19 protein-coding genes and 1 tRNA gene are annotated in these 23,558 nt (G+C 71.8%); 8 read left to right on the top strand and 12 right to left on the bottom strand.

Going from position 1 to position 23,558, the window contains the following annotated elements; genetic code table 11:
• Positions 1-39: 39 nt before the first annotated feature.
• The gene (locus tag DEO23_RS06395) at positions 40-1,263 is read right to left on the bottom strand and encodes a Gfo/Idh/MocA family protein (RefSeq protein WP_109275174.1); all 1,224 of its coding nucleotides are present in this window, start codon (positions 1,261-1,263) and stop codon (positions 40-42) included.
• 70 nt (positions 1,264-1,333) lie between these two features.
• Positions 1,334-2,944 carry an MFS transporter gene (locus tag DEO23_RS06390; RefSeq protein ID WP_109275173.1) on the bottom strand — a complete coding sequence of 537 codons (1,611 nt, stop codon included), beginning with the start codon at positions 2,942-2,944 and terminating at the stop codon, positions 1,334-1,336.
• Between the two features lie 333 nt (positions 2,945-3,277).
• Here DEO23_RS06390 and iolD point away from each other — a divergent pair, with 333 nt between their 5' ends.
• From iolD to DEO23_RS06365, 5 genes are all read left to right on the top strand, one after another.
• Positions 3,278-5,224, top strand: coding sequence for a 3D-(3,5/4)-trihydroxycyclohexane-1,2-dione acylhydrolase (decyclizing) (iolD, locus tag DEO23_RS06385; RefSeq protein ID WP_109275172.1), 1,947 nt, complete (start codon positions 3,278-3,280; stop codon positions 5,222-5,224).
• Between the two features lie 115 nt (positions 5,225-5,339).
• Positions 5,340-6,833: a CoA-acylating methylmalonate-semialdehyde dehydrogenase gene (locus DEO23_RS06380; RefSeq protein ID WP_109275171.1), complete on the top strand. Its 1,494-nt coding sequence runs from the start codon at positions 5,340-5,342 to the stop codon at positions 6,831-6,833.
• 40 nt (positions 6,834-6,873) lie between these two features.
• Positions 6,874-7,833, top strand: a complete 960-nt coding sequence (locus DEO23_RS06375; RefSeq protein ID WP_109275170.1) for a TIM barrel protein — start codon at positions 6,874-6,876, stop codon at positions 7,831-7,833.
• 36 nt (positions 7,834-7,869) lie between these two features.
• On the top strand, positions 7,870-8,754 hold the full coding sequence (locus tag DEO23_RS06370; protein WP_109275169.1) for a sugar phosphate isomerase/epimerase family protein: 885 nt from the start codon (positions 7,870-7,872) through the stop codon (positions 8,752-8,754).
• Positions 8,755-8,756: 2 nt separating this feature from the next.
• Positions 8,757-10,019 (top strand): Gfo/Idh/MocA family protein, encoded by a 1,263-nt coding sequence (locus DEO23_RS06365; RefSeq protein ID WP_109275168.1) that lies wholly within the window; start codon positions 8,757-8,759, stop codon positions 10,017-10,019.
• 55 nt (positions 10,020-10,074) lie between these two features.
• On the opposite strand, the gene DEO23_RS06360 is transcribed toward DEO23_RS06365, so the two are convergent.
• The 3 genes from DEO23_RS06360 to dcd form a co-directional block, all read right to left on the bottom strand.
• Complete coding sequence (locus DEO23_RS06360; protein ID WP_109275167.1) at positions 10,075-12,216, bottom strand: HNH endonuclease; 2,142 nt, start codon at positions 12,214-12,216, stop codon at positions 10,075-10,077.
• Between the two features lie 155 nt (positions 12,217-12,371).
• Positions 12,372-13,256, bottom strand: a complete 885-nt coding sequence (locus tag DEO23_RS06355) for a hypothetical protein (RefSeq protein ID WP_109275166.1) — start codon at positions 13,254-13,256, stop codon at positions 12,372-12,374.
• A complete protein-coding gene (gene dcd / locus DEO23_RS06350; RefSeq protein WP_109275165.1) occupies positions 13,246-13,851 on the bottom strand; it encodes a dCTP deaminase in 606 nt (201 codons plus the stop codon). Before dcd ends, DEO23_RS06355 begins: the two co-directional genes overlap by 11 nt.
• Positions 13,852-14,064: 213 nt before the next feature.
• On the opposite strand from dcd, the gene DEO23_RS06345 reads away from it, so the two are divergent.
• Positions 14,065-14,135 (top strand) — tRNA-Gly (locus DEO23_RS06345).
• A 161-nt stretch (positions 14,136-14,296) separates the two neighbouring features.
• On the opposite strand, the gene DEO23_RS06340 is transcribed toward DEO23_RS06345, so the two are convergent.
• Entirely contained in the window at positions 14,297-14,938 is a 642-nt protein-coding gene (locus DEO23_RS06340; protein WP_109275164.1) for a TetR/AcrR family transcriptional regulator, read from the bottom strand.
• 67 nt (positions 14,939-15,005) lie between these two features.
• Positions 15,006-15,137, bottom strand: coding sequence for a hypothetical protein (locus DEO23_RS16505; RefSeq protein ID WP_276309442.1), 132 nt, complete (start codon positions 15,135-15,137; stop codon positions 15,006-15,008).
• Here DEO23_RS16505 and DEO23_RS06335 point away from each other — a divergent pair.
• Positions 15,136-15,582 carry a VOC family protein gene (locus DEO23_RS06335; RefSeq protein ID WP_109275163.1) on the top strand — a complete coding sequence of 149 codons (447 nt, stop codon included), beginning with the start codon at positions 15,136-15,138 and terminating at the stop codon, positions 15,580-15,582. The genes DEO23_RS16505 and DEO23_RS06335 overlap by 2 nt on opposite strands.
• 76 nt (positions 15,583-15,658) lie before the next feature.
• On the opposite strand, the gene DEO23_RS06330 is transcribed toward DEO23_RS06335, so the two are convergent.
• Positions 15,659-16,096 carry a hypothetical protein gene (locus DEO23_RS06330; protein WP_109275162.1) on the bottom strand — a complete coding sequence of 146 codons (438 nt, stop codon included), beginning with the start codon at positions 16,094-16,096 and terminating at the stop codon, positions 15,659-15,661.
• A 78-nt stretch (positions 16,097-16,174) separates the two neighbouring features.
• On the opposite strand from DEO23_RS06330, the gene DEO23_RS06325 reads away from it, so the two are divergent.
• Complete coding sequence (locus DEO23_RS06325) at positions 16,175-16,753, top strand: TetR/AcrR family transcriptional regulator (RefSeq protein WP_109275161.1); 579 nt, start codon at positions 16,175-16,177, stop codon at positions 16,751-16,753.
• A gap of 22 nt (positions 16,754-16,775) precedes the next feature.
• Here DEO23_RS06325 and DEO23_RS06320 read toward each other — a convergent pair whose 3' ends face one another.
• The 4 genes from DEO23_RS06320 to DEO23_RS06305 form a co-directional block, all read right to left on the bottom strand.
• Positions 16,776-19,499: a pyrophosphatase gene (locus DEO23_RS06320; protein WP_109275160.1), complete on the bottom strand. Its 2,724-nt coding sequence runs from the start codon at positions 19,497-19,499 to the stop codon at positions 16,776-16,778.
• 143 nt (positions 19,500-19,642) lie between these two features.
• Positions 19,643-21,775, bottom strand: coding sequence for a thioredoxin-like domain-containing protein (locus DEO23_RS06315; protein ID WP_205678883.1), 2,133 nt, complete (start codon positions 21,773-21,775; stop codon positions 19,643-19,645).
• A 229-nt stretch (positions 21,776-22,004) separates the two neighbouring features.
• Complete coding sequence (locus DEO23_RS06310; RefSeq protein WP_109275159.1) at positions 22,005-22,697, bottom strand: HAD family hydrolase; 693 nt, start codon at positions 22,695-22,697, stop codon at positions 22,005-22,007.
• Complete coding sequence (locus DEO23_RS06305) at positions 22,694-23,419, bottom strand: HAD family hydrolase (RefSeq protein WP_240613252.1); 726 nt, start codon at positions 23,417-23,419, stop codon at positions 22,694-22,696. Before DEO23_RS06305 ends, DEO23_RS06310 begins: the two co-directional genes overlap by 4 nt.
• Positions 23,420-23,558: the final 139 nt, after the last annotated feature.

Genomic DNA, 23,558 nt, shown 5'->3' with positions numbered 1-23,558 from the left:
GAGCGGGTCTGGCGGGTCTGGCGGGTCGAGCGGGTCTGCTCAGGCGACGTCGACGCTCGCGCCGTCGTTCTCGGCCGAGCGTGCGACGGCGTCCAGGATCCGCATCTCGCGGTAGCCGTCGGCGAAGGTCGCGCAGACCGGGAGCGCCCCGTCGGTGATGCCCGCGACCTGCTGCAGGAAGGCGTGCGCCTGGTAGGTGAACTGCTCGATCTGGTTCAGGCCGACGCCGGCGAAGGCCATCGAGGACCCCTTGTCGAAGTAGGGGAAGGAGGGGTTGGCGAGGACCTGGCGGAAGCCGCCGAGGCCCGCCGGGCTGGAGTCGTCGGCCAGCTGGATCTCCCCGGCGCGAGCGAGGTCCCAGCTCGCGCTCCCCCGGCTGCCGGCGACGTCGATCATCATCTGGTTGGGCCTGCCGAAGGCCACGCGCGAGCACGAGAAGGTGCCGGCGGCTCCGCTGGCGAAGTGCGCGGTGAAGGTGGCGACGTCGTCGTTCTCGACCGGCTCGGTGGGGTCATCGGCGCTCGCGGTGAGGCCGCGGCCGCCGGCGACCGCCCCGGAGGCGACCGGACGCTCGGTGATCGAGGTGACCAGCACGGCGCCGGAGACCGAGGCGATCGGCCCGCCGATCAATTCGGCGGTGTCCACGAGGTGGCTGCCGATGTCCCCGAGCGCGCCGCTGCCCATGGGCCCCTTGTACCGCCAGGCGATCGGCGTCAGCGGGTCCGCGCCGTAGTCGCAGGAGTAGCGGGCGTCGAGATGGTTGACGGTGCCGAGGTTGCCGTCGGCCACGAGCTTCGCGAGCTGGGCGACGCCCGCGTTGCGGCGGAAGGTGAAGCCGGTCGAGAGCACGGGATCGGGGTGCGCGGCCTCGAGCTCCGCCATCGCCGCGGCGTCCTCGAGGGTGCCGGCCAGCGGCTTCTCGCAGAGCACGTGCTTGCCCGCGGCGACCATGGCCTCGGCGATCTCGCGGTGCAGGGCGTTGCCGACCACGATCGAGACGATGTCGATCGAGGGGTCCTCGGCGACCTCGCGCCAGTCCCCCACGGCGTTCTCGTAGCCGTAGTGGGCGGCGGCGTCCTCGGCGAAGGGCAGGTGCGCGTCGGCGATCGTCGCCAGGCGCACCGGCGGCAGGCCCAGCTCGTAGACGGTGGTGGCCTGGCGCCAGGCGTTGGCGTGGGTGCGGCCGGCCATGCCGGCACCGATGACGGCGACGGACAGGGGCTCGGTGCTGCCGGGGGTCGTGCTGCGGGGTGCGGTGCTCATGAGCGGGATCCTCTCGAGAGGTGGTGCGGCGGGAGATCGACGGGTGACGGGTGCATGGGGAGCGTCGGGCTCAGCGCAGTCGCTTCACCCCTCCCGCCTCGCGGAAGGTCTGCTCGATCTCCTCGAGCGTGTACGTCCTGGTCTCGGGGATGCGCAGGAAGTACCAGATCACGGCGCCGACGTTGACCAGGGCGAAGAGGGCGTAGGTGGTGACCGGACCCAGGCCGGACATGATGGTCGGGAACACGAAGGTGATGATCATGTTGGTGATCCACAGGATCATGACGGTGAAGCCGTTGGCGGCCCCGCGCACGGCGCCCGGGAAGATCTCGGAGAGCATGACCCACATGACGGGCCCGGGACCGGACTGCATGCCGAGCATGAACAGCACGATCACGACGACCACGAGGTAGGGCACGAAGCCCGGGACCTCGGAGGAGACCGCTCCGCCGGCATCCATGTAGGGGTTGATCCCGATCAGGAAGATCACGGTCATCGCGATCAGCGACACGGTCAGGAGCACCTGGCCGACCAGCAGCACCTGGCGCCGGCCGAAGCGGCGCAGGGCGAGCAGGCCCAGGCCGGAGCCGATCACCGAGGCGATGCCGGTGAAGACGTTCAGGATGATCGAGGCCTGCGAGCTGAAGCCCGCGGCCATCAGCACCTGGGGCGCGTAGTACATCATCGTGTTCACGCCGGTCAGCTGCTGGAGCATCGCGAAGATGCCGCCGAAGACGATGATCGAGCGCAGCCACGGGATGCGCACCGCTCGGCGCAGGGAGAGCGTCTCGCGGTGCTTCTCCTCCTCGTGGACCTCGACCATCTCGGCGAGCTCGGCGGCGACGTCGTGGCGCCCCTCCGTGCGCAGCCGCTTCAGGCTCCCGATGGCCTCACGGATCCTGCCCTGGGACACGTACCAGCGGGCGGACTCGGGCATCATGCGGATCCCCAGCCAGAGACCGATCGCGGGGACGGAGCACAGCACGAGCATCCAGCGCCAGGCATGGCCGTTGCCGTCGGAGATGGTCAGTCCGGCGATGCCGGACAGGGCGTCCCAGGTCTGGGTGCTGCCGCTCGCGTAGGTGCCGGAGGGGTCGTCCTCGACCACGGCCGAGGGCCCGCCCTGGCTGCTCGCGATGATCGCGTTCATGACGAAGGCGGCGAACTGACCGGTGACGATCATCAGCTGGTCGACGGCGACCAGGCTGCCGCGCGCCTCGCGGGGCGCGCTCTCCGAGAGGTAGACGGGGACCGTCGTGGAGGCACCGCCCACCGCGAGCCCCAGCACGAAGCGGAACACGTAGAGCACGGCGATGTGCCACGAGAGCGCGCAGCCCAGCGCACCGATGAAGAAGACGACCGCGAGCAGCAGGATGTTGTGCCGGCGCCCGTAGCGGTCCGAGAGCCGGCCCCCGACGACCGCGCCGACGGCGCATCCGGCCAGCAGGAACCCTCCGACCAGGCCCTCCTCGACGGAGTTCAGCCCGAGCCCGCCGGCCTCGCCGGGCATCATCATGTACGGCAGGGCCCCGGAGATGACCCCGGTGTCGTAGCCGAACAGGAATCCGCCCAGGCACGCGACGACCGCGAGGAACGCGATCGATCGGCGGCGGCCGGTCGGCGGGGTGTGACGGACCATGGCCGTCAGCCGCGACGGGGCCGCGGTGGGGTGAGTGCTCATGTCCCCTCCTCGGAACGTGAGTGGCGCCGGGATCCGGCGCGGACCGGGGCGCTCCTGCGTCCACTCGTCAGCGAGCAACTTGTCCGGTCAAAGTGTCTGCCGCAGCAGATAGCGGATGACCCTAACACGCACTCCGCAGGCAGGGAACCCACGTCCGCCAGGGCGGATACGCCATGGGTTGCTGTCGCTTGTCAGTACAAAAGATTGACATGGCGGCAGAGATGTCGGCATGCTGGTGCCACGACCCATCGCCGCGTCGTTCGACCCGGCGATGGCACGGATCCCGGGCCGCAGCATGCGGCCCACACCGCCCGCATCGTCCACGGAGGCAGCATGAGCGAGCACAGCGGCACGACGACGCCGTCCCCCGCCGCACCCACGGTCCGGCTCACCGTCGGCCAGGCGCTGGTCCGGTTCCTCGCCGCGCAGCACACCGAACGCGACGGCGAGCGGCAGCGGCTGATCCCCGGCACCTTCGGCATCTTCGGCCACGGCAACGTCGCGGGCGTGGGCCAGGCCCTCCTGCAGAACGCGGTCGACCCCGCCGAGGGCGAGGCCGAGATGCCCTACTACCAGGCCCGCAACGAGCAGAACATGGTGCACGCTGCGGTCGCCTACGCGCGCACCCGGAATCGTCTGCAGACGCTCGCCTGCACCGCCTCCATCGGACCGGGCTCCACGAACATGGTGACCGGCGCCGCGCTCGCGACGATCGATCGCATCCCCGTGCTGATCCTGCCCAGCGACGTGTTCGCGAACCGGGCGGTCGACCCGGTGCTCCAGCAGCTCGAGGACGAGCGCGCGATGGACGTGAGCGTGAACGACGCCTTCCGTCCCGTCTCCCGCTACTTCGATCGGATCTGGCGTCCCGAGCAGCTGATCCCGAGCGCCCTCGCCGCGATGCGGGTCCTCACCGATCCGGCCGAGACCGGCGCGGTCACCCTCGCCCTGCCGCAGGACGTCCAGGCCGAGGCCTACGACTGGCCGCTCGAGTTCTTCCGCGAGCGCACCTGGCACGTGGCGCGTTCCGTGCCCGAGCCCGCCGCGCTGGATCGCGCCCTCGAGGTCATCCGATCCGCGCGTCGGCCGCTGCTGGTGGCCGGCGGCGGCGCCGTCTATTCGGAGGCGAGCGAGGCGCTCGCGGCCTTCGCCGAGGCGACAGGGATCCCGGTCGCCGACACCCAGGCCGGCAAGGGCGCGCTCAGCGCCGACCACCCCGCGAGCGTGGGCGGCGTCGGCGCGACCGGCAACGACGCCGCGAACACCCTCGCCGCGGAGGCCGACGTCGTGATCGGCGTGGGCACCCGCTACACGGACTTCACCACCGCCTCGCACACGGCGTTCCGCGATCCCGACGTGCGCTTCGTGAACCTCAACGTCAAGGCGTTCGACGCGGCCAAGCACTCGGCCGAGATGGTCGTGGCCGATGCCCGCACCGGGCTCGAGGCGCTGACCGCTGCGCTGGCGGGGACGACCGGCTCCGCGGACGGATACCGCGCGCCGCAGGAGCACCAGGATCGTGCCCGCGAGCTGCGGGAGCAGTGGGAGGAGCGCATCGCCCCCTGCTTCGCCCCGCACGACCAGGAGCTGCCCGCGCAGACGGAGATCTTCGGGGCGCTCAACGAGATGATGGGCGAGAGCGACATCGTCATCAACGCCGCCGGGTCGATGCCCGGGGACCTGCAGGCGCTGTGGCGTGCGCGCACCCCGCTGCAGTACCACCTCGAGTACGGCTACTCCTGCATGGGGTACGAGCTGCCGGCCTCGCTGGGCGCGAAGATGGCGGCACCGGAGAGCGAGGTCGTCGCGATCATCGGCGACGGCACCTTCCAGATGGCCCCGCAGGAGATCGCGACCATCGTCGCCGAGGACCTCAAGGTGATCCTGGTGATCCTGCAGAACCACGGCTGGTCCTCGATCGGCTCGCTCTCGGAGTCCCACGGCTCCCAGCGCTTCGGCACCCGCTACCGGATGCGCAGCAAGGAGTCGGGACTGCTCGACGGCGAGAAGCTGCCGATGGACATCGCCGCGAACATCCGCTCCTACGGCATCGAGGTCAGCGAGGTGAGCGCGACCGCGGACTTCCGCGACGCCTTCCGCCGTGCCGAGGCCTCCGAGCACGCGAGCGCGATCGTCGTGAACACCGACCTGTACGGCCCGAACCCGCCGGGCATCGGCTGGTGGGACGTGCCCGTCTCCCAGACCTCCCGCCTGGAGTCGACGCGGGAGGCGTCGGCCGCCTACGAGAGCGAGAAGGCGCCCCAGCGCCACTACCTGTGAGCGCACCGGAGGCGGCGCACCCGCACGGCCCCGCCCTCACGGCTCCACCTGCATCACTCCCCTGCACCACCCACGTGCACCGCACCATCCGCACCTCACCACCACGGAGGACGACATGACAGACGTCAAGCACTGGATCGACGGCCGCGAGACCGCGAGCACCGGCTCCACCCAGCCCATCCTGGATCCCTCGACGAACGAGGAGATCGCGACCCTGCACCTCGGCGACGCCTCGACGGTGGACCAGGCCGTGCAGGTCGCCCGCACCGCGCAGCGCGAGTGGGCGCAGGTCTCGCTGTCCAAGCGCACCCAGATCATGTACCGGATGCGTCAGCTGCTGATCGAGGCGACCGGCGAGATCGCCGAGGTGATCTCCCGCGAGCACGGCAAGACCGTGGCCGACGCCAAGGGCGAGATCGCCCGCGGCCAGGAGACCCTCGAGTTCGCCACCTCGATCACGCAGGACCTCAAGGGCGGCTTCTCCGAGAACGTCTCCACGGGCGTGGACGGCTACACGTTCCGCCAGCCGCTGGGTGTCGTCGCGGGCATCACGCCCTTCAACTTCCCCGCGATGGTCCCCTTCTGGATGCACCCGATCGCGATCGCGACCGGCAACGCCTTCATCCTCAAGCCCTCGGAGCGCGACCCCTCCGCCTCGAACATCGTCGCCCGCCTCTACCAGGAGGCCGGTCTGCCCGACGGGGTGTTCCAGGTCGTCCACGGCGGCAAGGACACGGTCGACGCGCTGTGCACCCACGAGGACATCGCCGCGGTCTCCTTCGTCGGCTCGACCCCGATCGCCCAGCACGTGCACGCGACCGCCTCGGCCGCCGGCAAGCGCGTGCAGGCCCTGGGCGGGGCGAACAACCACGCCGTCGTGATGCCGGACGCGAACGTCGAGTTCGCCGCCTCGCAGGTCGCCTCGGGAGCGTTCGGCTCCGCGGGCGAGCGCTGCATGGCGGTCCCGGTCGCGGTCACCGTGGGCGACATCCACGAGCAGTTCCTCGAGGCGATCGCCGCCGAGGCCGAGAAACTGACCGTCGGCCCCGGCTCCGATCCGGCCACCGACATGCCCCCGGTGATCACGAAGGACGCCCGCGAGCGCGTGATCCGCATGGCCGACGAGGCCGAGCAGGCCGGCGGACGGCTCGTGGTGGACGGCCGCGGACTGGTCGTCGACGGCTACGAGAACGGCAACTTCGTGGGCCCGACGGTGGTCACCGACCTGCCCGCCGACCACCCGACGTACACCGAGGAGGTCTTCGGACCGCTGCTGGTGGTCATGCACGTGAACAACTTCGACGAGGCCGTCGAGCTCGTGAACTCCTCGCGCTTCGGCAACGGCACCGCGATCTTCACCGGGTCGGGCCACTACGCCCGTCGCTACCAGGAGGAGATCGAGGTGGGGATGGTCGGCATCAACGTCCCGATCCCGACCCCCGTGGGCTACTACTCCTTCGGCGGCTGGAAGGACTCGCTGTTCGGCGAGCACCATGCGCACGGGCCCGAGGGCCTCGAGTTCTACACGAAGCAGAAGGCCGTGACCTCGCGCTGGCCCCACCAGGAGGAGCACCTCGAGGCCTCGATGAGCTTCCCGACGCACGACTGAGCGCCGACATCCATCCGTCACCCATCGAAGGAGATGCACCGTGACCGACCCTGCCGTGGGCGCCCCTGCCCGCACCGACCTCTCGCGCAATCCCGAGGCCCCGTTCGACAACCTCACCATCGGGGTGTGCCCCGATCAGTGGGGCGTGTGGTTCCCCGAGGACGAGAAGCAGATCCCCTGGCGCACGGCGCTGGCCGAGATGGCGCAGGCCGGGTTCTCGGTCACGGAGACCGGCCCCTGGGGCTACTTCCCGAAGGACGCCACGGATCTGCGTCATGTGATGGACGAGCACGGGTTCCGGGTGGTGGCGGGGACCGGCTGGGGCATCCTGCACAAGGAGGAGGCCTGGGCCGAGACCGAGCGGACCTTCCGCGCGATCGCCGAGACCCATGCCGCCGTCGGCGCCGAGTACATGGTGCATCTGCCGCCCCTGTACCGCGATGACAAGACGTGGGAGTTCACCGATGACCGTCAGCTGACGGGTGAGGCCTGGCGGCTGTACGTCGAGAACGCCAACCGACTGGGCCGGCTCCTGAAGGAGGACTACGGGCTGACGATGGTGCTGCACCCCCACGGGGACAGCCATATCGAGACCCCCGAGGAGATCGCCCGTGTGTTCGAGGCGACCGACCCGGAGCTCGTCTCCTTCTGCCTGGACACCGGGCACGTGGTCTACGGCGGCGGGGACCCGCTGACGATGATCGAGGAGTACCCCGAGCGCATCGGGTACGTGCACATCAAGGCCTTCGACGCCGACATCACCCGCGAGGCCCACGAGAAGGACTGGCCCTTCGGACAGGCCGTCGCGAAGGGCGCCTCGGTGCGACCGCCGGCCGGGCTGCCCGACATGAAGGACCTGGTCGCGAAGCTGGCGACGCTGGATCGGGAGCTCTACGTGATCTGCGAGCAGGACCTGTACCCGTGCGATCCCTCGCTGCCGCTGCCCAATGCCGTGAAGACCCGCGAGTTCCTGGCCGAGTGCGGCCTGGGCGTGAAGTGAGCGAACCCCTCCCCTGATCGAGCGAAGGAGCATCCGATGGTGAAGGTCCTGCTGGACCCGAGCATGTACCACCCGCAGCTGACGGTCGCGCAGGAGGTGCACAAGTCCGCCGAGCTCGGCTTCCGCTACATCGAGCTCTCCCCGCGCGCCGACTTCCACGAGTGGCACCACTACCCCAAGGTCGACCGCCACCAGATCGCCGAGGTGAAGCAGGCGATGCGCGAGACCGGGACGAGGATCTGGACGTTCAACCCGGTCTTCGACTGGTCCAGCCCCGACGAGGAGGAGCGTCAGGCGCAGGTGCGCAACTGGCGGCGTCTGCTCGAGATCGCCGACGCCCTCGAGGTGCCGATGATCGCGGCCGAGCTCTCGGGAGACCCGAACCGGTCGCGCCGCAGCGAGGCGCAGTTCTACCGCTCCATCGAGGAGCTGATCCCCGACTTCGAACGCTACGGGATCGAGTGCACCGTCGAGGCGCACCCCTACGACTTCGCCGAGACCAACGAGCGGGCCGTGCAGATCGTGCGCGGCGTCGACCGCGACTGGTTCAACTACGAGTTCTGCTTCCCCCACTCCTTCCACCTCGCCGGAGGATCCCCCGGCAGGCCCGGCGCGGACCTCCGTTCGATGCTCGACTACGCGGGCGACCGGCTGAAGCACCTGCACATGGCCGACGTCTTCGACCACACCGCGAACGTCGGCAACCGCTACATCGTGAACCCGCCCGGGATCGACGCCCGCGTGCACCAGCACAACGAGATCGGCAACGGCGAGATCGACTGGGACGACGCCTTCGCCGCGCTGCGCGAGCGCGAGTACGACGGCCCCGTCTCGGTGTGCGTCTTCGGATGGGAGGAGGACGCCGACGCGATCAACCGCAGGATGCGCGAACGGATCCTCTCCGAGCTCGGAGGCGAGTGAGCATGGCCGCCCTGCGCGAGGTGGGCGTCGGCGTGGTCGGCCTGGGCTGGATGGGTCGCCTGCACTGCTCGTCCTACCAGCGGATTCCCGCCCGGTTCCCCGAGCTCGGTCTGCGGCCGCGGCTCCGGGTGGTCGCGGACCCGAGCGCGGCGGCACAGGGGGCCGCGCTCGAGCAGTTCGAGGCCCAGCGCGCGGTCGACGACGCGGCCGCCGTCTTCTCCGACCCGTCGGTCGCGGCGGTCTCGATCTGCTCGCCGAACTTCCTGCACCGCGGCCTCGCCCTCGCCGCCGCCGAGGCCGGCAAACCCTTCTGGATCGAGAAGCCGATGGGGGTCGACGCCGCCCAGAGCCGGGAGATCCATGACGCGGCACGCGCGGCGGGCGTGGCCACGGCGGTCGGGTTCAACTATCGGCATGCGCCCGCGGTCGAGCACATCCGGGCGCTCGTCCGGGAGGGCCGGCTGGGACGGATCACGAACGTGCGGTGCCGGATGGACGCCGACTACGCCGCCTCTCCCGACGGACCGCTGACCTGGCGCTACGACCGCGAGCGGGCGGGCGCAGGCGTGATCGCCGACCTGCTCTCCCACGGCTCGGACCTGGTCCAGTACGTCACCGGGCAGGCGATCACCGAGGTCAGCGCCACCACCGACGTGCTCATCCGCGATCGGCCGATCCCCACCTCGACCGGCGTCGGCCACGGCAGCGTCGAGGTGGGTGACGAGCGCGGACCCGTCGGCAACGAGGACTGGGTGGCCGCCCTCGCGACGCTCGACGGCGGTGCCCACGCGACGCTCGAATCCTCCCGGGTCGCCCGCGGACACCGCAGCGACTATGTGCTCGAGGTGTTCGGCACCGAGGGATCCGCCCGCTGGACCTTCACCCGCATGAACGAGTTCGAGGTGATGATCGGCGACGGCGGCCTCGAGCACGGCTACACGACGGTCTTCGCAGGCGCAGGCCACGGCGACTACGGACGCTTCCAGCCGGGTCCCGGCATCCCGATGAGCTTCGACGACCTCAAGGCCATCGAGTGCGCGCAGTTCCTCGCGGGGGTCGTCGGTGACGCCGGCGACGGGGGTCTCGGTGACGGAGTCACGGGCGACGGGGCCGGCGGTCTCGGCGTCGGGGCCGGCGCGCTCGTGGCCCCGACGACGGCCGACGGTCTGGCGGCGGCCGAGATCACCGACGCGATCGTGCGATCGGCGGCCTCACGCTCCTGGGTCGAGGTCCCGCAGGTCGACGGGACGACACGGGCGATGTGAACGAGCCCGGCTCGGGCCGCGCCAGGCCGGCGCGGGCCGCGAGACTCCCGGGCAGTCAGGCCACCATCTGCGCGAGGTGGGCGAGGATCTCGTCCTCGTCCTCGAGCGCTCCCGCCGGAGGCCACGAGGCGACGGCGGCACGGTACATCGCCTCGCTCTCCGCGATCGTCGGCTCCGGCTCCGGCTCGAGGCCGTACCCGACTCGCTCCTCGCGCTCCGCTCCACCCGGCTCTGCTGACGACTCCCTCTGCAGCTCCTCGAGCCGCCGCAGGATCGTGGCGGGGTCGGCGGTCGGCACGGTGCACTGGAGCTCGTCGGGCAGCGAGGGGACTCCGTCATCGCGCTCCGACCTGGCTGCCGCCGAGGCGAGCACTGCCTCCTGCTCTTCCCTTTCCTGGTCCTGTCGCTGCGTGCGTGAACCGGTCAGGGGAAGCCCCGTGAGCGACCGGGGCGAGACCGTCGCGGTCCGGCCGAGCCGGGTCGTCCAGGTCACCGCGTGGCGGCCGTCGGCCGTGGGCGTGTGCTCGACCCGACCGAGCACCTCCTTGGTGAGGTTGCAGTGCGCACAGAGACCCTGTCCGTTCTCGGCGCTGGTCGCACCGCCCTCGGAGACGGGACGGATGTGGTCGAGATGCCGGATGGGCGCATCACAGTACGGCGCCGCGCATCGCTGGTCGCGCAGTCGGATGAGCCGCGCGAGCCCCGGCGGGAAGGCGCGCGAGCGCGATTCGACGGCCACGAGCTCGCCCGCCGTGGGATGCGTGTAGAGGCGTCGCAGGTGATGGATGGTCTCTGTGGCGACGGGATCCGGCAGATCCGGCGAGGCCGGCGGATCCGCCGGGGCCGGAGGGGTCGGCGGGGCCGTGGACGTCGGCGGTGGCAGCTGCGGGTCGCTCGTGGGATCGGCGCCCTGTGGAGGAGCGACCAGGCGCGGGCGCGGACGTTCCTGTTCGGAGTGGGCTGCGCCAGCACTGTGACCAGCGAGTTCGCGAGCGACCTGAGCGGCGAGCCGCAGTTCTCTCTGCTCGGCCGTCTCATCGACGGCGTCGGTGTCGACCTCGCCGTTCCCGGCGCGCCCGCGCGCTCCCAGAGGAGCTTCGGAACCCGTCGGCCGGCGCTCAGGTCGAGGGCTCTGCACCCGATCCCGGATCTGACTCGCCTCGATGACCCCGTAGCCCTCGAGGTGGGCGGGCTCGCCGTGCTCCGGGGCGAGCAGACTGCGCTCGGAGACCACGACGCCGATGTCGAGATGCACGGGGTCCATCGTCTCGTCGCGTCCCAGCAGGGTGTCGGCGAACAGGTCGGCCATGATCTGGGCGTGCGTGCGCCGGTCCCCCTGGGCGCGCAGGGACTCGGCCTGCAGGGACAGCTTGCGACGGATCGCGGCGGCATCGAGCCCGGAGAGATGCGCGCTCACGGTGCCCATGCCGTGAGCGCCCGGCGTCACGCTCACACTGCGCTCGCGGACGGCCTCCCGGTGGCGGTCCGGCGCTCCCTCGGGTTCGAGGCACTGCGCGATCGCGCTGATCTCCTGGCTCCATCGGCCGGTGCTGATGCCCTCGAGATCCGGGAGATGCGTCTCGATGACCTCGTCGACCGCCGGGCGCAGCTCCGGGGAGACCGGGCCGCTGCCGCGACCGATCGCGTAGGCGGCATCGACCGCAAGACGTCCGTCGGCCAGAGCACCGAAGACGCGAGGCATCTCGCGCACCAGTCGCTCCCCCGAGCGCAGGCGTCGTGATGCGGTGGCAGGTGAGATGCGGGAGGCCATCCGGATCTCCCCCGCCGTGCGCCGGCCCTGCTCCTTGAGGGGGACCCGGGCCTCGGCATCCTCCGCGCGAATCCGCTCGTCGAGCGCCGTCATGGTGCGCATCTCGAGGGCGGCGAGGGCGGAGGTGAGCCGGTCGATCCCGGAGAGCACCCGCGAGAGCTCCTGCGCGTCGAGTCCGTTCTCCGCGCCGGTGAAGGTCGCATCCTGCACGGTCGCGGTCTCGCCGATCACCCGCGCGGTCTCGACGAGGTCGATCGCCGTGGGCGCTTCCTCGATCCCCGCGACCGGTGGGGTGGCGAGGATCTGCCCACCGGGGACCACACGCATCGACACCGCGCCGACCGACGGCGCACCCGCGCGACGGGCCGTGCTGCTGCCCGTCGTCGGCTCGGCGCCGGGGCCGATGCGGTGTCCATCGTGATCCATGGAGCCATGCTCCTCGGGGGGTCCGACAAACGAAGCCGTCGGAGTGGACAGCACAGGTGTGAACTGCGTCACGCTTTCGGCGAGGCGGTCCCCGCAGCACGATCGACGGGGCCTCCCCGCCCGACAGCGGCGCGTCAGGCCTGCTCAGCCCGGTATCACGCCAGATCAGCCGGATCGACCAGGAACCCCTCGAGGTCGGTCACGTACCCGCCGACGGTCTCGGCGAGCACGCCGGCGATCCGTCCGATGCGCCGGTAGATCTCCGCCCACCGCTCTGCGGTCGCGGCGTCGGGCAGATCGGTCTCGTTCTCGGCCTCGTCGAGCGGGAGATGCACGATCGCGTAATCCACTGCGTCCTCGAGCCAGGGCAGCGCCCCGAGGGCGGTGGGCGCGCCCGTGGGGCCCACGCGCACGTGGATCTCCTCCTCGGGCTCGTCCTCGTCGGCGTCGATCAGCACGGACCCGGCCCCCGAGGTCCGGATCCCCGCCCCCGTCTCGGGCACACCGAGCGGGATGCGCACCACGAAGCTCGTGGTCTCCGCGCCGGCCGGCGGACGGACCAGCTGCGCGTCTGCCTCGACAGCGTGCAGCAGCTCGAGCAGATCCTCGGGGTCGAGCGCGTGCGGGCTGGTCACCGTGAGATCGCGGACGTGACAGGGATGCGGCTCGAGCCGATGGTGGGAGTCGGTGACCACGGCCCCCTCCAGGCGCCGCGCGAGCGACCAGATCAGGTCGAGCATCGCGTGCTCCTGGCCGTACGGCATGCCCTCGGCGAAGGCACGGCCGTACCCATGGGAATCGGGGCGCCCGGATGCCGGCTCGGTGTCACGGATCCGCGGCGTGCGAAGCGTCCAGCGAGCCGGCCGACGAGCGTCCTCCTCCAGCACGGCACCGTCACCGAGGTCGATGACGCCGTCGGCGATCTCGGCGCGGGGGATCACGTTGCGGACCATCATCAGCACCGACTCCGCGGGCGTGCCGTGGGGCAGCTGGAGTCGGTGCGAGGCGATCTCCTCGGAGGTCGCCTGCTCAGCGACCATCGGTCGCCTCACGCTCCACGGGGATCAGGGTGCGGTGGAAGTTCAGGTGGGAGCGGGAAGCGGTGGGCCCGCGCTGGCCGCTGTAGCGATTGAGGTTGCCCTCGCTGCCGTAGGGGCTCTGCGCCGCGGAGGACAGGCGGAAGAAGCACAGCTGGCCGATCTTCATGCCCGGCCACAGCGCGACGGGGAGGGTCGCCATGTTCGAGAGCTCGAGGGTGATGTGCCCGGTGAACCCGGGGTCGATGAAGCCCGCGGTGGAGTGGGTGAGCAGGCCCAGTCGCCCCAGCGAGCTCTTGCCCTCGAGGCGCGCGGCGACGTCCTCCGGCAGGGTGACCTGCTCGTACGTGGAGGCGAGCACGAACTCCCCCGGGTGCAGCATGTACGGCTCCTCGGGGTCGACCGCGACCTCGCGAGTGAGTCCCGACTGCTCGACCGCGGGGTCGATCATCGCGTACTTGTGATTGTCGAAGAGCCGGAAGAACCGGTCGATGCGCACGTCCACGGAGGCCGGCTGCACCATCTCGGGGTCGAACGGGTCCAGGCGGACGCGACCGCCGTCGATCTCGGCTCGGATGTCGTTGTCGCTCAGCAGCACGGGGCCAGCCTATCGGGAGCCCGGGCGCGGGCGGCACCGGTCCCACCGGCAGTCCCCCGGCGGATCCCACGCCGCCCGGCCACCGATTCCGCCGCGCACGCGTGACGTGCGCGGCAGCGGTCCGCGGGCGTTTTCGCATGGGCGCCCATCGCACGCTATGCTGGACCCCGTTCGCCTCGCCGATGGCATGTTCCAGCAGGTCGAGACGGATACGCGGGTGTAGTTCAATGGTAGAACTTCAGCTTCCCAAGCTGACAGCGCGGGTTCGATTCCCGTCACCCGCTCCGCGCGCCGAAGCGGCACGACAGAAGCTCCCCGGACGATCGTCCGGGGAGCTTCTTGCTGTCCGGCTTCCAGCTCCAGGATCCCGGGTCACCGGCTCCGGCTCCGGCTCCGGCCTCGACACCGACACCGACACCGACACCGACACCGACACCGACCATGGTCAGAGCCGAGCCCCGACACCCCCGACCGCCTGCCGCACGACCGTGTCGAGGAAACCCTCGTCCAGCGGCTCGCGCGAGAACCATCGGCGATAGAAGAGCGGCCCCAGGATCGAGGCGGCGACCACGGTCGACTCCGGCTCCGCGTCGAGCTCGCCACGTGCGATCGCACGCTCGAGCATGACCGTCACCGGCGCCGCGTGCCGGCGCTGGATCTCCGCGTGCAGCGCCGCGAACTCGCTGCTGCGCTCGGCCGCATCGACGATCGAGGGGAGCACCGAGGCCCACTCCGCCTCCTGGAGCATCCCGGCGATGTCCCCCGCGAAGGCCCGGAGGTCCTGCCCGAGGGTCCCGGTGTCCGGCACGTCGTACTCGGCGTCGAGACGCGCGCAGGCATCCAGGACGAGACTCTCCCGCGTGGGCCAGTGACGGTAGATCGTCGTCTTGGCGACGCCGGATCGGCGCGAGACCGCGTCGACGGTGAACCCACCCACTCCCCCGTCGACCAGGAGTTCCGCGGCCGCGTCGAGGATGACGGCTCGCGACCGGCGGGAGCGGGCCGACAGCCCGTCACCCTGCTCCCCCGCCCCGCTCGCCGTCTCGCTCGTTGCGTTGGCGTGACCCACCCTCGGCTCCTCGCTCATGCGTCGACGCCCCTTCCGGCATCTGCCCGACCCTTGACGTATCGCTACGCTACAGTAGCGTAGCGTTCTACCGCACCGGGCCGACGCAGATCACCTCGCCACGGATCGTCACCTCCTTGGTCGTCACGCCATTGGTCGTCACGCCACTGCTCGTCACGTCGCCCGGCCCCAGACCGTTCCGCTCCGAGGAGAAGCTCATGGAGTTCGCATCCGTCCGCCTCATCACCGACGACCTGGACCGCATGGTCACGTTCTACGAGCAGGTGACGGGCGTTCCCGCCTCCCGGCCCGCGCCGGTCTTCGCCGAGTTCGTGACGCCGCTGGCCACCCTCGCGATCGGGCACACGCAGACTCTCGCCCTGTTCGGGGAGGACGTCGCCCAGGCCGCCTCCAATCGCACGGCGATCCTCGAGCTGCGCGTCCAGGACGTCGACGCGGAGGTCGCGCGGCTACGCCCGCACGTCGGGTCCTGGGTCCAGGAGCCGACCGACATGCCGTGGGGGAACCGCTCCGCGCTGCTGCGCGATCCGGACGGCAATCTCGTGAACCTGTTCTCCCCCGTCACCGAGGATGCCCGGCAGCGGTTCGCCGCCCGGCCGACGTCCATCCCGTCGGACCAGGACGCGAACCCGTCCGGCCGGTGAACAGCCGCCGAGGCAGGAACCGATCGCGGCGAAGGGGACCGTTCTGGAGTGAGCACGGATCAGCCGTGACCGCGCGTCAGCTCCCCCCGTGGTGCGCACGCTCCTCGAGCTGCACCAGCAGCGCTCCCGCATAGGCGTCCTCGGCGCGGCCGGCGCGGATCTCCCGCGGCTCCTCGGGTCCGGCGAGGGAGACCACGTGGACCTCACGCCCGGACTCGGAGCGCTCACGACGCAGGCCGACGAAGGTCTCGCCGAGAGCATCGCGCAGCTGGTCCTCCCGGGGGATCCAGACCGCCTCGCCCTCCTCGATCGAGTCGAGCGCCCACTCGGTGGTGCCGTTGAACTTCAGGAGGGGCTCGCCCCGGCGGCCGCGCCCCGGCTCGACCACCATCGAGGAGAGCAGGAAGGTCTGCTCGCGCAGATCGGGCACGTCGATCGCGAAGCGGTCGCCCTCGGCAGGGTCCCATGACAGGCCGAAGTCCCGGAGGCGGCGGGCGATGTCCACGTCGATCACGCCGGTGAGTCTAGTCCGCCCGGAGCGAAGTTCACGCTCACGGGCGGAATCGAGCTGACACGGTGCAAGAATATGTCCATGCCCAAGATCATCGGAGGCTCCCTGGAGGAGCATCGCGAGCGGACGCGCGAGAAGATCTTCGCCGCTCTCGGCGAGCTCATGGCGACGGATCCCTTCGAGGACATCACCTTCTCCCGGATCGCCGAGGAGGCCCAGGTCGGGCGCACGGCGATGTACAACCACTTCCCCGACAAGGACACGCTCCTGGTCGAGTACACGATGCACGAGACCAGCGACTACCTCGATCAGCTGCAGGAGGGCATCCGCGGCGCCTCCACGCCGATCGAGGCGATCGAGCTGTACGTGCGCACGCAGCTGGGGCTGAGCTCGTCCTTCCACCTCTCCAGCACCCGCGGCCGCGTGAACCTGGATCCCGAGATCGCCCGCCGCATGCGCGAGCACGTGGTCCTGATCGAGCGCGTGCTCAGCTCGATCCTCGAGGAGGGCATCGCCACGGGAGATTTCGCCGCCGATCTCGACATCGAGGCGACGCTGCGCATCATCAACGCGATGCTGATCGGCCGGGACCTGCCCAAGGGCACCGACGAGACGGAACTCGTGCGCTTCATCCAGCGCGCGGTCGGCGCGAAGGTCTGACGGCCGCCGGGCGACGGGACGATCAGCGCTTCTTCTTCTTTTTCCCGCGCCCGCCCTTGCCGGAGCCCGCACCGCTCTTCGAGCCGCGGGACTGCGCCGATCCGCTGCCGGCCGTCGTCCGGTCCGAGCCCTTCTGCCGACGGGATCGCGGCGAGGCGGCGACGGACTCGTCGTCCTCGTCGTCCCAGTCCATGAGCAGGGGGTCGGTCCCGTCGTCGTCCTCGTCCTCGTCGGCCCGGGCGAACAGGGGCTTCGAGGTCTCCCCCAGCTCGTCCTCGAGGTCCGTCTGGGCGGCGGTGATCGCGTACACCCAGCTGGCTCCGATGGCGAGCAGGGCGATCAGGGCGACGCCCCAGCGCAGGAACTCGTTGGTCCCGTCGATCATCGCGTTGACCATCGAGGCCACCGAGAGCACGCCGACCAGGGTGCCCACGAGCGCGGCCATCGAGACGAAGCTGCCGAGCGCGTTGCGCAGCGCGCCCACCAGCACCGTGGTGCCCAGCGCGCCCGAGTGACCCCAGGAGCCGGGCCCGCCGTAGCGGCCGGACTCGATGACCCGCACCGAGGCGGTGCCCAGGCCCGCCGAGATCGTGGACCAGACGGCGGCACCGAGCGCGAACAGCACGAGGCCGCCGACGTACGCCGGCAGGGCCGACGGGCCGAAGGCGAAGCCGGCGACGACGGGCATCAGGGCGGAGATCGCGACCGGCGCGAGGGCGGCCCGGCGCGAGGTCGTCCCGAGGTCCACGAAGTCGACGCTCTCGCGCTGATCGAGGATCGCGGTGCGGGTCTCGACCACCGAGGCGACGCCCAGGCGGCGCAGGCCGTGCAGGAGGGTGGAGGCGATCAGCACGAGGGTGATCAGGGCGAGCGCGATGCCGCCCAGCACGGCCGTCGAGTCGGGGGTGAGGGCGTGCAGGGCACGGTCCTCCCACACGGTCTTGGCGCGGTCCGCGCCGGCGACCGCGCCGACGATCGTGGAGAGGAACGGCAGCGCGGCCAGCGCGCTGGCGACCTGGATGCCGACGGCGGTCTCGGCGCCGCCGGTGCGGCTGGCGGCGCGCCACGGCTCGGCGGTCCCCGGACGGTCCGCGAAGGCACCGGAGGTGTGCAGCGCGGAGCTCGCGGCGATCACCACGAGGCCGCCCACGCCCGCGAAGGCGACGAGCGAGAGCGCGAGGCTGGTGACGCCGGCGGCGAGCACGGTCACCACCGCGAGCACGAGCCCGCCGAGGGCGAGGATGCCGGAGGTCGCGAGGGCGGCGCTGCCCAGCACGGTGACGGCCCCGAGGGCGCCGCCCGTGCGGCTGCTGCGGGCGGCGCGCAGGGCGGTGGCCTCGTGCGGGTTCAGCACCCGCGAGACGATCAGCTGCGCCGCGAGCGTGATGATCGCGCCGCTCGCGATCGCGAGGGCCGCGAGCACCTGCGGGTGGGTCTTGTACAGCGTGAGCGTGTTCAGGAACGTCGTGGCGTACTGCGACTCGTCGGTCGAGGAGATCCACTGCGACATGTCGCCGATCGCCGACTCGATCTGCCCCACGATCTCCGAGCGCGCGACGGGCTTGTCCGATCCGGTGATGGCCTTGTCGGTGAACTGCCCCAGCCCGACGGAGTCGAAGCGCAGGCCCTTGTAGGCCGAGGGCAGCCAGAGGGCGACGCCCGCGACCATCCCGCCGACGCTCAGCAGGGCGGGCACGAGCTGGCCGGCCCGCAGGGCCGTGCGCTCGCGGCCCGCGCGGCCGAGGTGCGGGAACACGGCGACGGCGAGCGCCACGGCGATGGCGACGGCGAGACCCAGCACGGTCACGCCGATCCCCTGGGCGCCGAAGACGGGCACCGACACGCGCACGCTCGCCGCGGTCAGGGCCGCGGTGAGCGCGACCAGCGTCGCGCTGCGGGCGGGCCCGCGGCGCAGCACCTGGGCGAGGCGCAGGTGGGGGCCGCCGGGGTTGGTCTCGTCCTCGGCGTGGATCTCGTTCTCGTCGGAGCCGACGAGCATGGTGGCGGCGTGCCCGGTGGTGTGGGCGAGGGAGGCGATCGCGTGCAGGGCGAGCGCGAAGACCGCGGCACCCGCGGCGTAGGCGATCAGCGGGGAGGCCGCCGCCTGGTGCATGAAGTACAGGGCCAGCGCGATCGGGAGGGCGGCGATGCCCAGCGAGGAGGCGACGAACAGGCCGCCGAAGCGGGAGATCGCCCGGGGGCGGTCGCTCGGGGCGATGCCGAAGGCGCTCATCATCATGCCGCTCGCACGCCAGGCGGCGAGGGGTCCCGCCATCAGGCCGACGAGGAAGAAGCCCAGGCGCAGGACGCGCACGTCGGTCGAGCCGGGCACCAGCAGGAGCAGCAGCGCCGCGGGGACGCCGACCCAGGTGGCGACGACCGTGGCGCTGGTGACGAGGGAGCCCAGACGGCTGCCCAGGTGGCGGTCGATCGCCGGGTCCCCGGTGTCCGAGTCCTCCTCGGTCAGCAGGTCCGGGTCGTCCTCGTCGGCGGGAGCGATGTCCTCGTCGGCGTCGTCGGGATCCTCGTCCGCGCCGACTGCGCGCGCAGCGACGCCGTCCTCGTCCTCTGCCTCGTCCGTGTCCTCACGGCTCTCGGCACGGCGCCGCGCGATCGCCGCGCCGTGGTGGGCCAGGCGGGGCGGTATCAGCGCCCCGAGCACGATCGCGGCGACGGCGAGCACGCCGAGAACGATCAGCAGCACGGCGATGTCGTCCCCGAGGGCGAAATCGGTGATGAACTCCACGGATTCTCCTGCCAGGTGGGAAGCGCGCCCCGGAGGGGCCGCGGGTCGTCGGCCGACCGAGGGAGCCCGGTCCTCCGCGGCCGGCTGCTCGGCGGGGAGCCGCCGACCGCGGGACCGAGGCTACGCGATCCGCCTGTGCGGACTCAGCCCAGCAGCGAGAGGTCCAGGACGTCGGGGGCGCCGTCCACGACGCGGATCGGGACGCCCCAGTCCTGCTGGTGCATGTGGCAGGCCGGGAACTCCACGCTCGGGTCGGCGTCGCACGAGGCCGCCCGCGCGTTCACGTGCAGCACCCCGTCGGAGTAGGCGGGGTCCAGCACGACGGTGCGCTCGAGCGCCGTCGAGGTGCCCGAGCCGGAGGTGAGCATCGAGGTGGGCGTCGTGGAGATCGAGACCTGCGTCGAGGGGCCGAGCGAGTCGTCGAGCTTGTGCCCGGGCGGCGGGGTGAACAGCACCCGCACGGTGAGCGTGCCCGGGCCGACCTCGGTGACCGGGCGGGAGGTCCGCTGAGCGCCCTCGTCGAGCACGCGCTCCGCGGCCTTCGCCACCGGGACCCAGGTCAGGCGGTGGGCGCCGGACTCCACGACGATCAGCTGGCCGATCCCGTCGATCGGCGCCCCGACCACCGCGTCCGAGGGCTCGGCGAGATCGAGGGCGACGGTGACGACGCTGCCCTGGCCGTCGGCCCCGGCGGGGTCGATCAGCCGGACCGCACCGTTGTAGGTGTCGCAGACGGCGAGGCGGTCGTCGGGCAGGACGGTCACGCCCAGCGGGTGCTGCAGGCGGGCGTGGTCGGCGCTGCCGTCGACGTGGCCGAAGTCGAACAGTCCCTTGCCGACGACGGTGCGCACGGTCAGGCGCTGGGGGTCCAGCAGACGGATCGCGGAGGACTCGGAGTCGGCGACGGCGAGGGTGCCGTCGTTCATCTCGTCGATCCCGGAGGGCTGCGCCCACCAGGAGGAGACGAGCGGGCCGTCGACGAGGCCCTCCTGGGTGGTGCCGGCGAGGACGGCGAGGGAGCCGGTGCGCGGGTCGAAGGTCCAGATCTGGTGGATGCCGGCCATGGTGATCACGGCCCGGTCCAGCACGTGGGACCAGGTCAGGTCCCACGGCGTGGAGAGCGCGAAGTCGAGCGGATCGCCCTCGCCGGTCGGCAGCGGCTGCCCCTGCATCCACTGCTCGCCGTTGCCCGCGACGGTGCCGACCACGGAGGTGGTGCGCGAGCGCAGCAGGCGGCTGCGGCCCAGCTCCACCGAGCGCAGGCGGTGTCCGGCGCTGTCGGCCACCAGGAGCTCGTAACCGACCTCGTCGGCGACCTCCGGCGGCAGTGTGAGGACGCCGTTGGGCTCGGCGAAGCGGGCCTGCTCGCCCTCGCCGTCGGCATGACCGCGACGGCCCTCGCCGACGACCTCGTCGACCGTGGAGCCGTCGGGCTCGAAGACGACCAGGCGGTGCTGACCGGCGTCGGAGACGACCAGGCGGCCGTCGTCCACGGTGGTGACCTTGGAGGGGTAGCGCAGGGTCTGGGGGACGCGGTCGGCGACCACCGCGGGAGCGGGGCCGCGGCGCAGGGAGCCGTCGGCCTCGGCCTCGGCGGTGAGCTGGGCGGCCAGCGCGTCGATGGTGTCCGCGTGGCCCTCGCCGGAGAGGTTCGCGGCGATCCGACCATGGGTGTCCAGGACGATCAGGGTGGGCCAGGCGCGGGCTCCGTACTCGCTCCAGGTGGACAGCTCGGGGTCGTCGAGCACCGGGTGGGTGACCTCGTAGCGCTCGATGTTCGCCGCGAGCGCGTCGGGGTCCTTCTCGAACTCGAACTTCGGCGAGTGCACACCGATGACGACGAGCTCCTCGGACCACTTCTCCTCGATGGGACGCAGTTCGTCGAGCACGTGCAGGCAGTTCACGCAGCAGAAGGCCCAGAAGTCCAGGACGACGACCTTGCCACGCAGGTCCTCGAGGTCCAGCTCGACGCCGCCGGTGTTCAGCCAGCCGCGCCCGCGCAGGGGGCTGCCGTGGACGCGGACGTCACGGGCGCCTCCCGCGCTGTGCCCCGTCGCCACCTCGGGGTTCTCCCCCGTGGGCGGGGTGACGGGGGTGGCCGGGGTGATGGGTCCGGTGTTCAGCCAGCCGCCGTCGAGGACCGAGGAACCGCCTGTCGCTGCGGCACCACCGTTCGTGGCGGCGTCGCCGGTGTCTGCGGCGCTGCCGGCGGGGGCTGCGGCGTCGGCGCCGGAGCCCGCGGTCTGCGCGTCGGTGGGGTCGCCTGGTGAAGTCATGGGCGCCAGTCAACACCGTGCCGCGGCGGCCGTGCCAGTCCCGCGCCGTGGCCCGACGGGTCGGTCACACCGGGATCGGCACCACCTGGGGCGCCGCGGCCGCCCCGTGACCGAGCCGACGCGGGCGTGTGTCCGCGTGTGACGAGGCCCCGAGCTCCTCGCCGACGCGAGGGGGCCGATGCCTCACCAGGTCGCGGTCCGCTCCCTCACCAGGTCGCGGTCCGGACCTTCACCAGGTCTCGATCCAGCTCAGCAGGCGGGGGTCTGCCAGCGTGGTCAGCGACAGGTCGGCGGGCGGCGCCTCACCGGCCTGGGGGATCGTGATCAGACGCAGGCCGGCCGCGCGCGCCGCGCTCGCTCCCGTGTGCGAGTCCTCGAAGGCGAGGGCCTGGGCCGGCTCGGCGCCGAGCGCACGGGCGCCCGCCTCGTACATGTCCGGGAAGGGCTTGCCGCGCTCGACGGTGTCGGTGGACTCGAGGGCCTCGAAGAAGTCACGCAGCCCGGCCCGGCGCAGCTTGTCCTCGAGCATCTCGTGCCAGGAGTTCGAGGCGCACGCGATCGGGACCCGCGCGCTGGTGGCGGCGAGGACCTCGCGCACCCCCGGCAGCACCTCGAGGTCGCCGGCGACGTCGGCCCGGAAGCGCTCGCGGGTTACCTCGAGGACCTCCTCGTAGGGGGCGCCGGCGAGATCGGCGATGACCTTCGAGGCGTCCTGGACGGTCAGGCCCAGCGGAAGGGCGTCCTCGGCGGCCGCCGGATCCACGCCGTAGCGGGCGAGGACCGCGGGCTGGGTGCGGTGGCTCCAGGCGGCCTCGGTGTCCAGGAGCATGCCGTCGCAGTCGAAGACGACGGCGCGCGGGGTCCAGGCACCGAAGACCTCCTCGAAGATCTCGGGGGCGGCAGCGGTGGCGGAGGTGGTCATCGGGTCGTCTCCCAGGTGCGGATCCAGGTGTGCAGGTCGGGGTCCTCGAGGCTGGCCAGGGTGCGGTCGGCGACCGGTTCCTGGCCGGGGATCGAGGGGACGGCGATCAGGGTCAGGCCTGCGGCCCGGGCGGCCCGTGCACCGGTCTCGGAGTCCTCGAAGGCGAGGGTCTCGGCCGGGTCGGCGCCGAGGCGGGCGGCTGCCTCGGCGTAGATGTCCGGGGCGGGCTTGCCCTCGGCGACGTCGTCCACGCTCACGCTGGTGGTGACCACGTCGGCGATCCCGAGGCCCTCGATCGCGTCGTCCAGGAGGTCGCGCGGGGAGTTCGAGGCGATCGCGACGGGGACCCGGGAGGCGATCGCGCGGACTGTCTCCACGGCGCCGGGAAGGACGCCCACCGCATCGCTCAGGGCCTCACGGTGGATCTCCATCAGCTCGTCGGCGGCGACCAGCGGGTCCTGTCCCGTGTGGGCGGAGAGCGCCCGCACGACGGTCTCGATGCTCCGCCCCGTCAGCGCGCGACGCTCCGCCTCGTCGATCGTGGCGTCGTGGACGGCGAGGTAGCGGGCCTGGGTGGCGAGCCACTCGGACTCGGTGTCCACGAGCAGTCCGTCGCAGTCGAACACCACCGCGCGCGGACTCCAGCGCGGGGGCCAGTCCTCGAGAGGGCCTGCCGCGGTGGCGGATGCTGCGTCGCTGGGATGATCGGTGGCCGGGTTCACGGCCCCAGCGTCTCACGGAGGGGGCGCCGACGGCGACGGGTGCGGGGCGGCGTGAGACCCCCGGCACCCGTCGTGACCTGGGGAGGAACGGGATGTTCACCTCGCGGTGGGCCCGTCGTTCACCCGTCGGTCAGGTACC

This window comes from Brachybacterium endophyticum, assembly GCF_003130585.1.
Lineage (GTDB): Bacteria > Actinomycetota > Actinomycetes > Actinomycetales > Dermabacteraceae > Brachybacterium > Brachybacterium endophyticum.
Note: the sequence above shows the minus strand (reverse complement) of the source record. Positions and strands in the feature narration are given on the sequence as shown.

Bases quoted from the DNA above. Each gene is read 5' to 3' on its own strand.
- DEO23_RS06355 (WP_109275166.1), bottom strand. From the start codon at position 13,256: ATGGTCGCTGAGCAGGCGACCTCCGAGGAGATCGCCTCGCACCGACTC.
- iolD (WP_109275172.1), top strand. From the start codon at position 3,278: ATGAGCGAGCACAGCGGCACGACGACGCCGTCCCCCGCCGCACCCACG.
- DEO23_RS06370 (WP_109275169.1), top strand. From the start codon at position 7,870: ATGGTGAAGGTCCTGCTGGACCCGAGCATGTACCACCCGCAGCTGACG.
- DEO23_RS06335 (WP_109275163.1), top strand. From the start codon at position 15,136: ATGGAGTTCGCATCCGTCCGCCTCATCACCGACGACCTGGACCGCATG.
- DEO23_RS06310 (WP_109275159.1), bottom strand. From the start codon at position 22,697: ATGACCACCTCCGCCACCGCTGCCGCCCCCGAGATCTTCGAGGAGGTC.
- DEO23_RS06380 (WP_109275171.1), top strand. From the start codon at position 5,340: ATGACAGACGTCAAGCACTGGATCGACGGCCGCGAGACCGCGAGCACC.
- DEO23_RS16505 (WP_276309442.1), bottom strand. From the start codon at position 15,137: ATGAGCTTCTCCTCGGAGCGGAACGGTCTGGGGCCGGGCGACGTGACG.
- DEO23_RS06360 (WP_109275167.1), bottom strand. From the start codon at position 12,216: ATGGATCACGATGGACACCGCATCGGCCCCGGCGCCGAGCCGACGACG.
- DEO23_RS06325 (WP_109275161.1), top strand. From the start codon at position 16,175: ATGCCCAAGATCATCGGAGGCTCCCTGGAGGAGCATCGCGAGCGGACG.
- DEO23_RS06365 (WP_109275168.1), top strand. From the start codon at position 8,757: ATGGCCGCCCTGCGCGAGGTGGGCGTCGGCGTGGTCGGCCTGGGCTGG.
- DEO23_RS06390 (WP_109275173.1), bottom strand. From the start codon at position 2,944: ATGAGCACTCACCCCACCGCGGCCCCGTCGCGGCTGACGGCCATGGTC.
- DEO23_RS06315 (WP_205678883.1), bottom strand. From the start codon at position 21,775: ATGACTTCACCAGGCGACCCCACCGACGCGCAGACCGCGGGCTCCGGC.
- DEO23_RS06395 (WP_109275174.1), bottom strand. From the start codon at position 1,263: ATGAGCACCGCACCCCGCAGCACGACCCCCGGCAGCACCGAGCCCCTG.
- DEO23_RS06340 (WP_109275164.1), bottom strand. From the start codon at position 14,938: ATGAGCGAGGAGCCGAGGGTGGGTCACGCCAACGCAACGAGCGAGACG.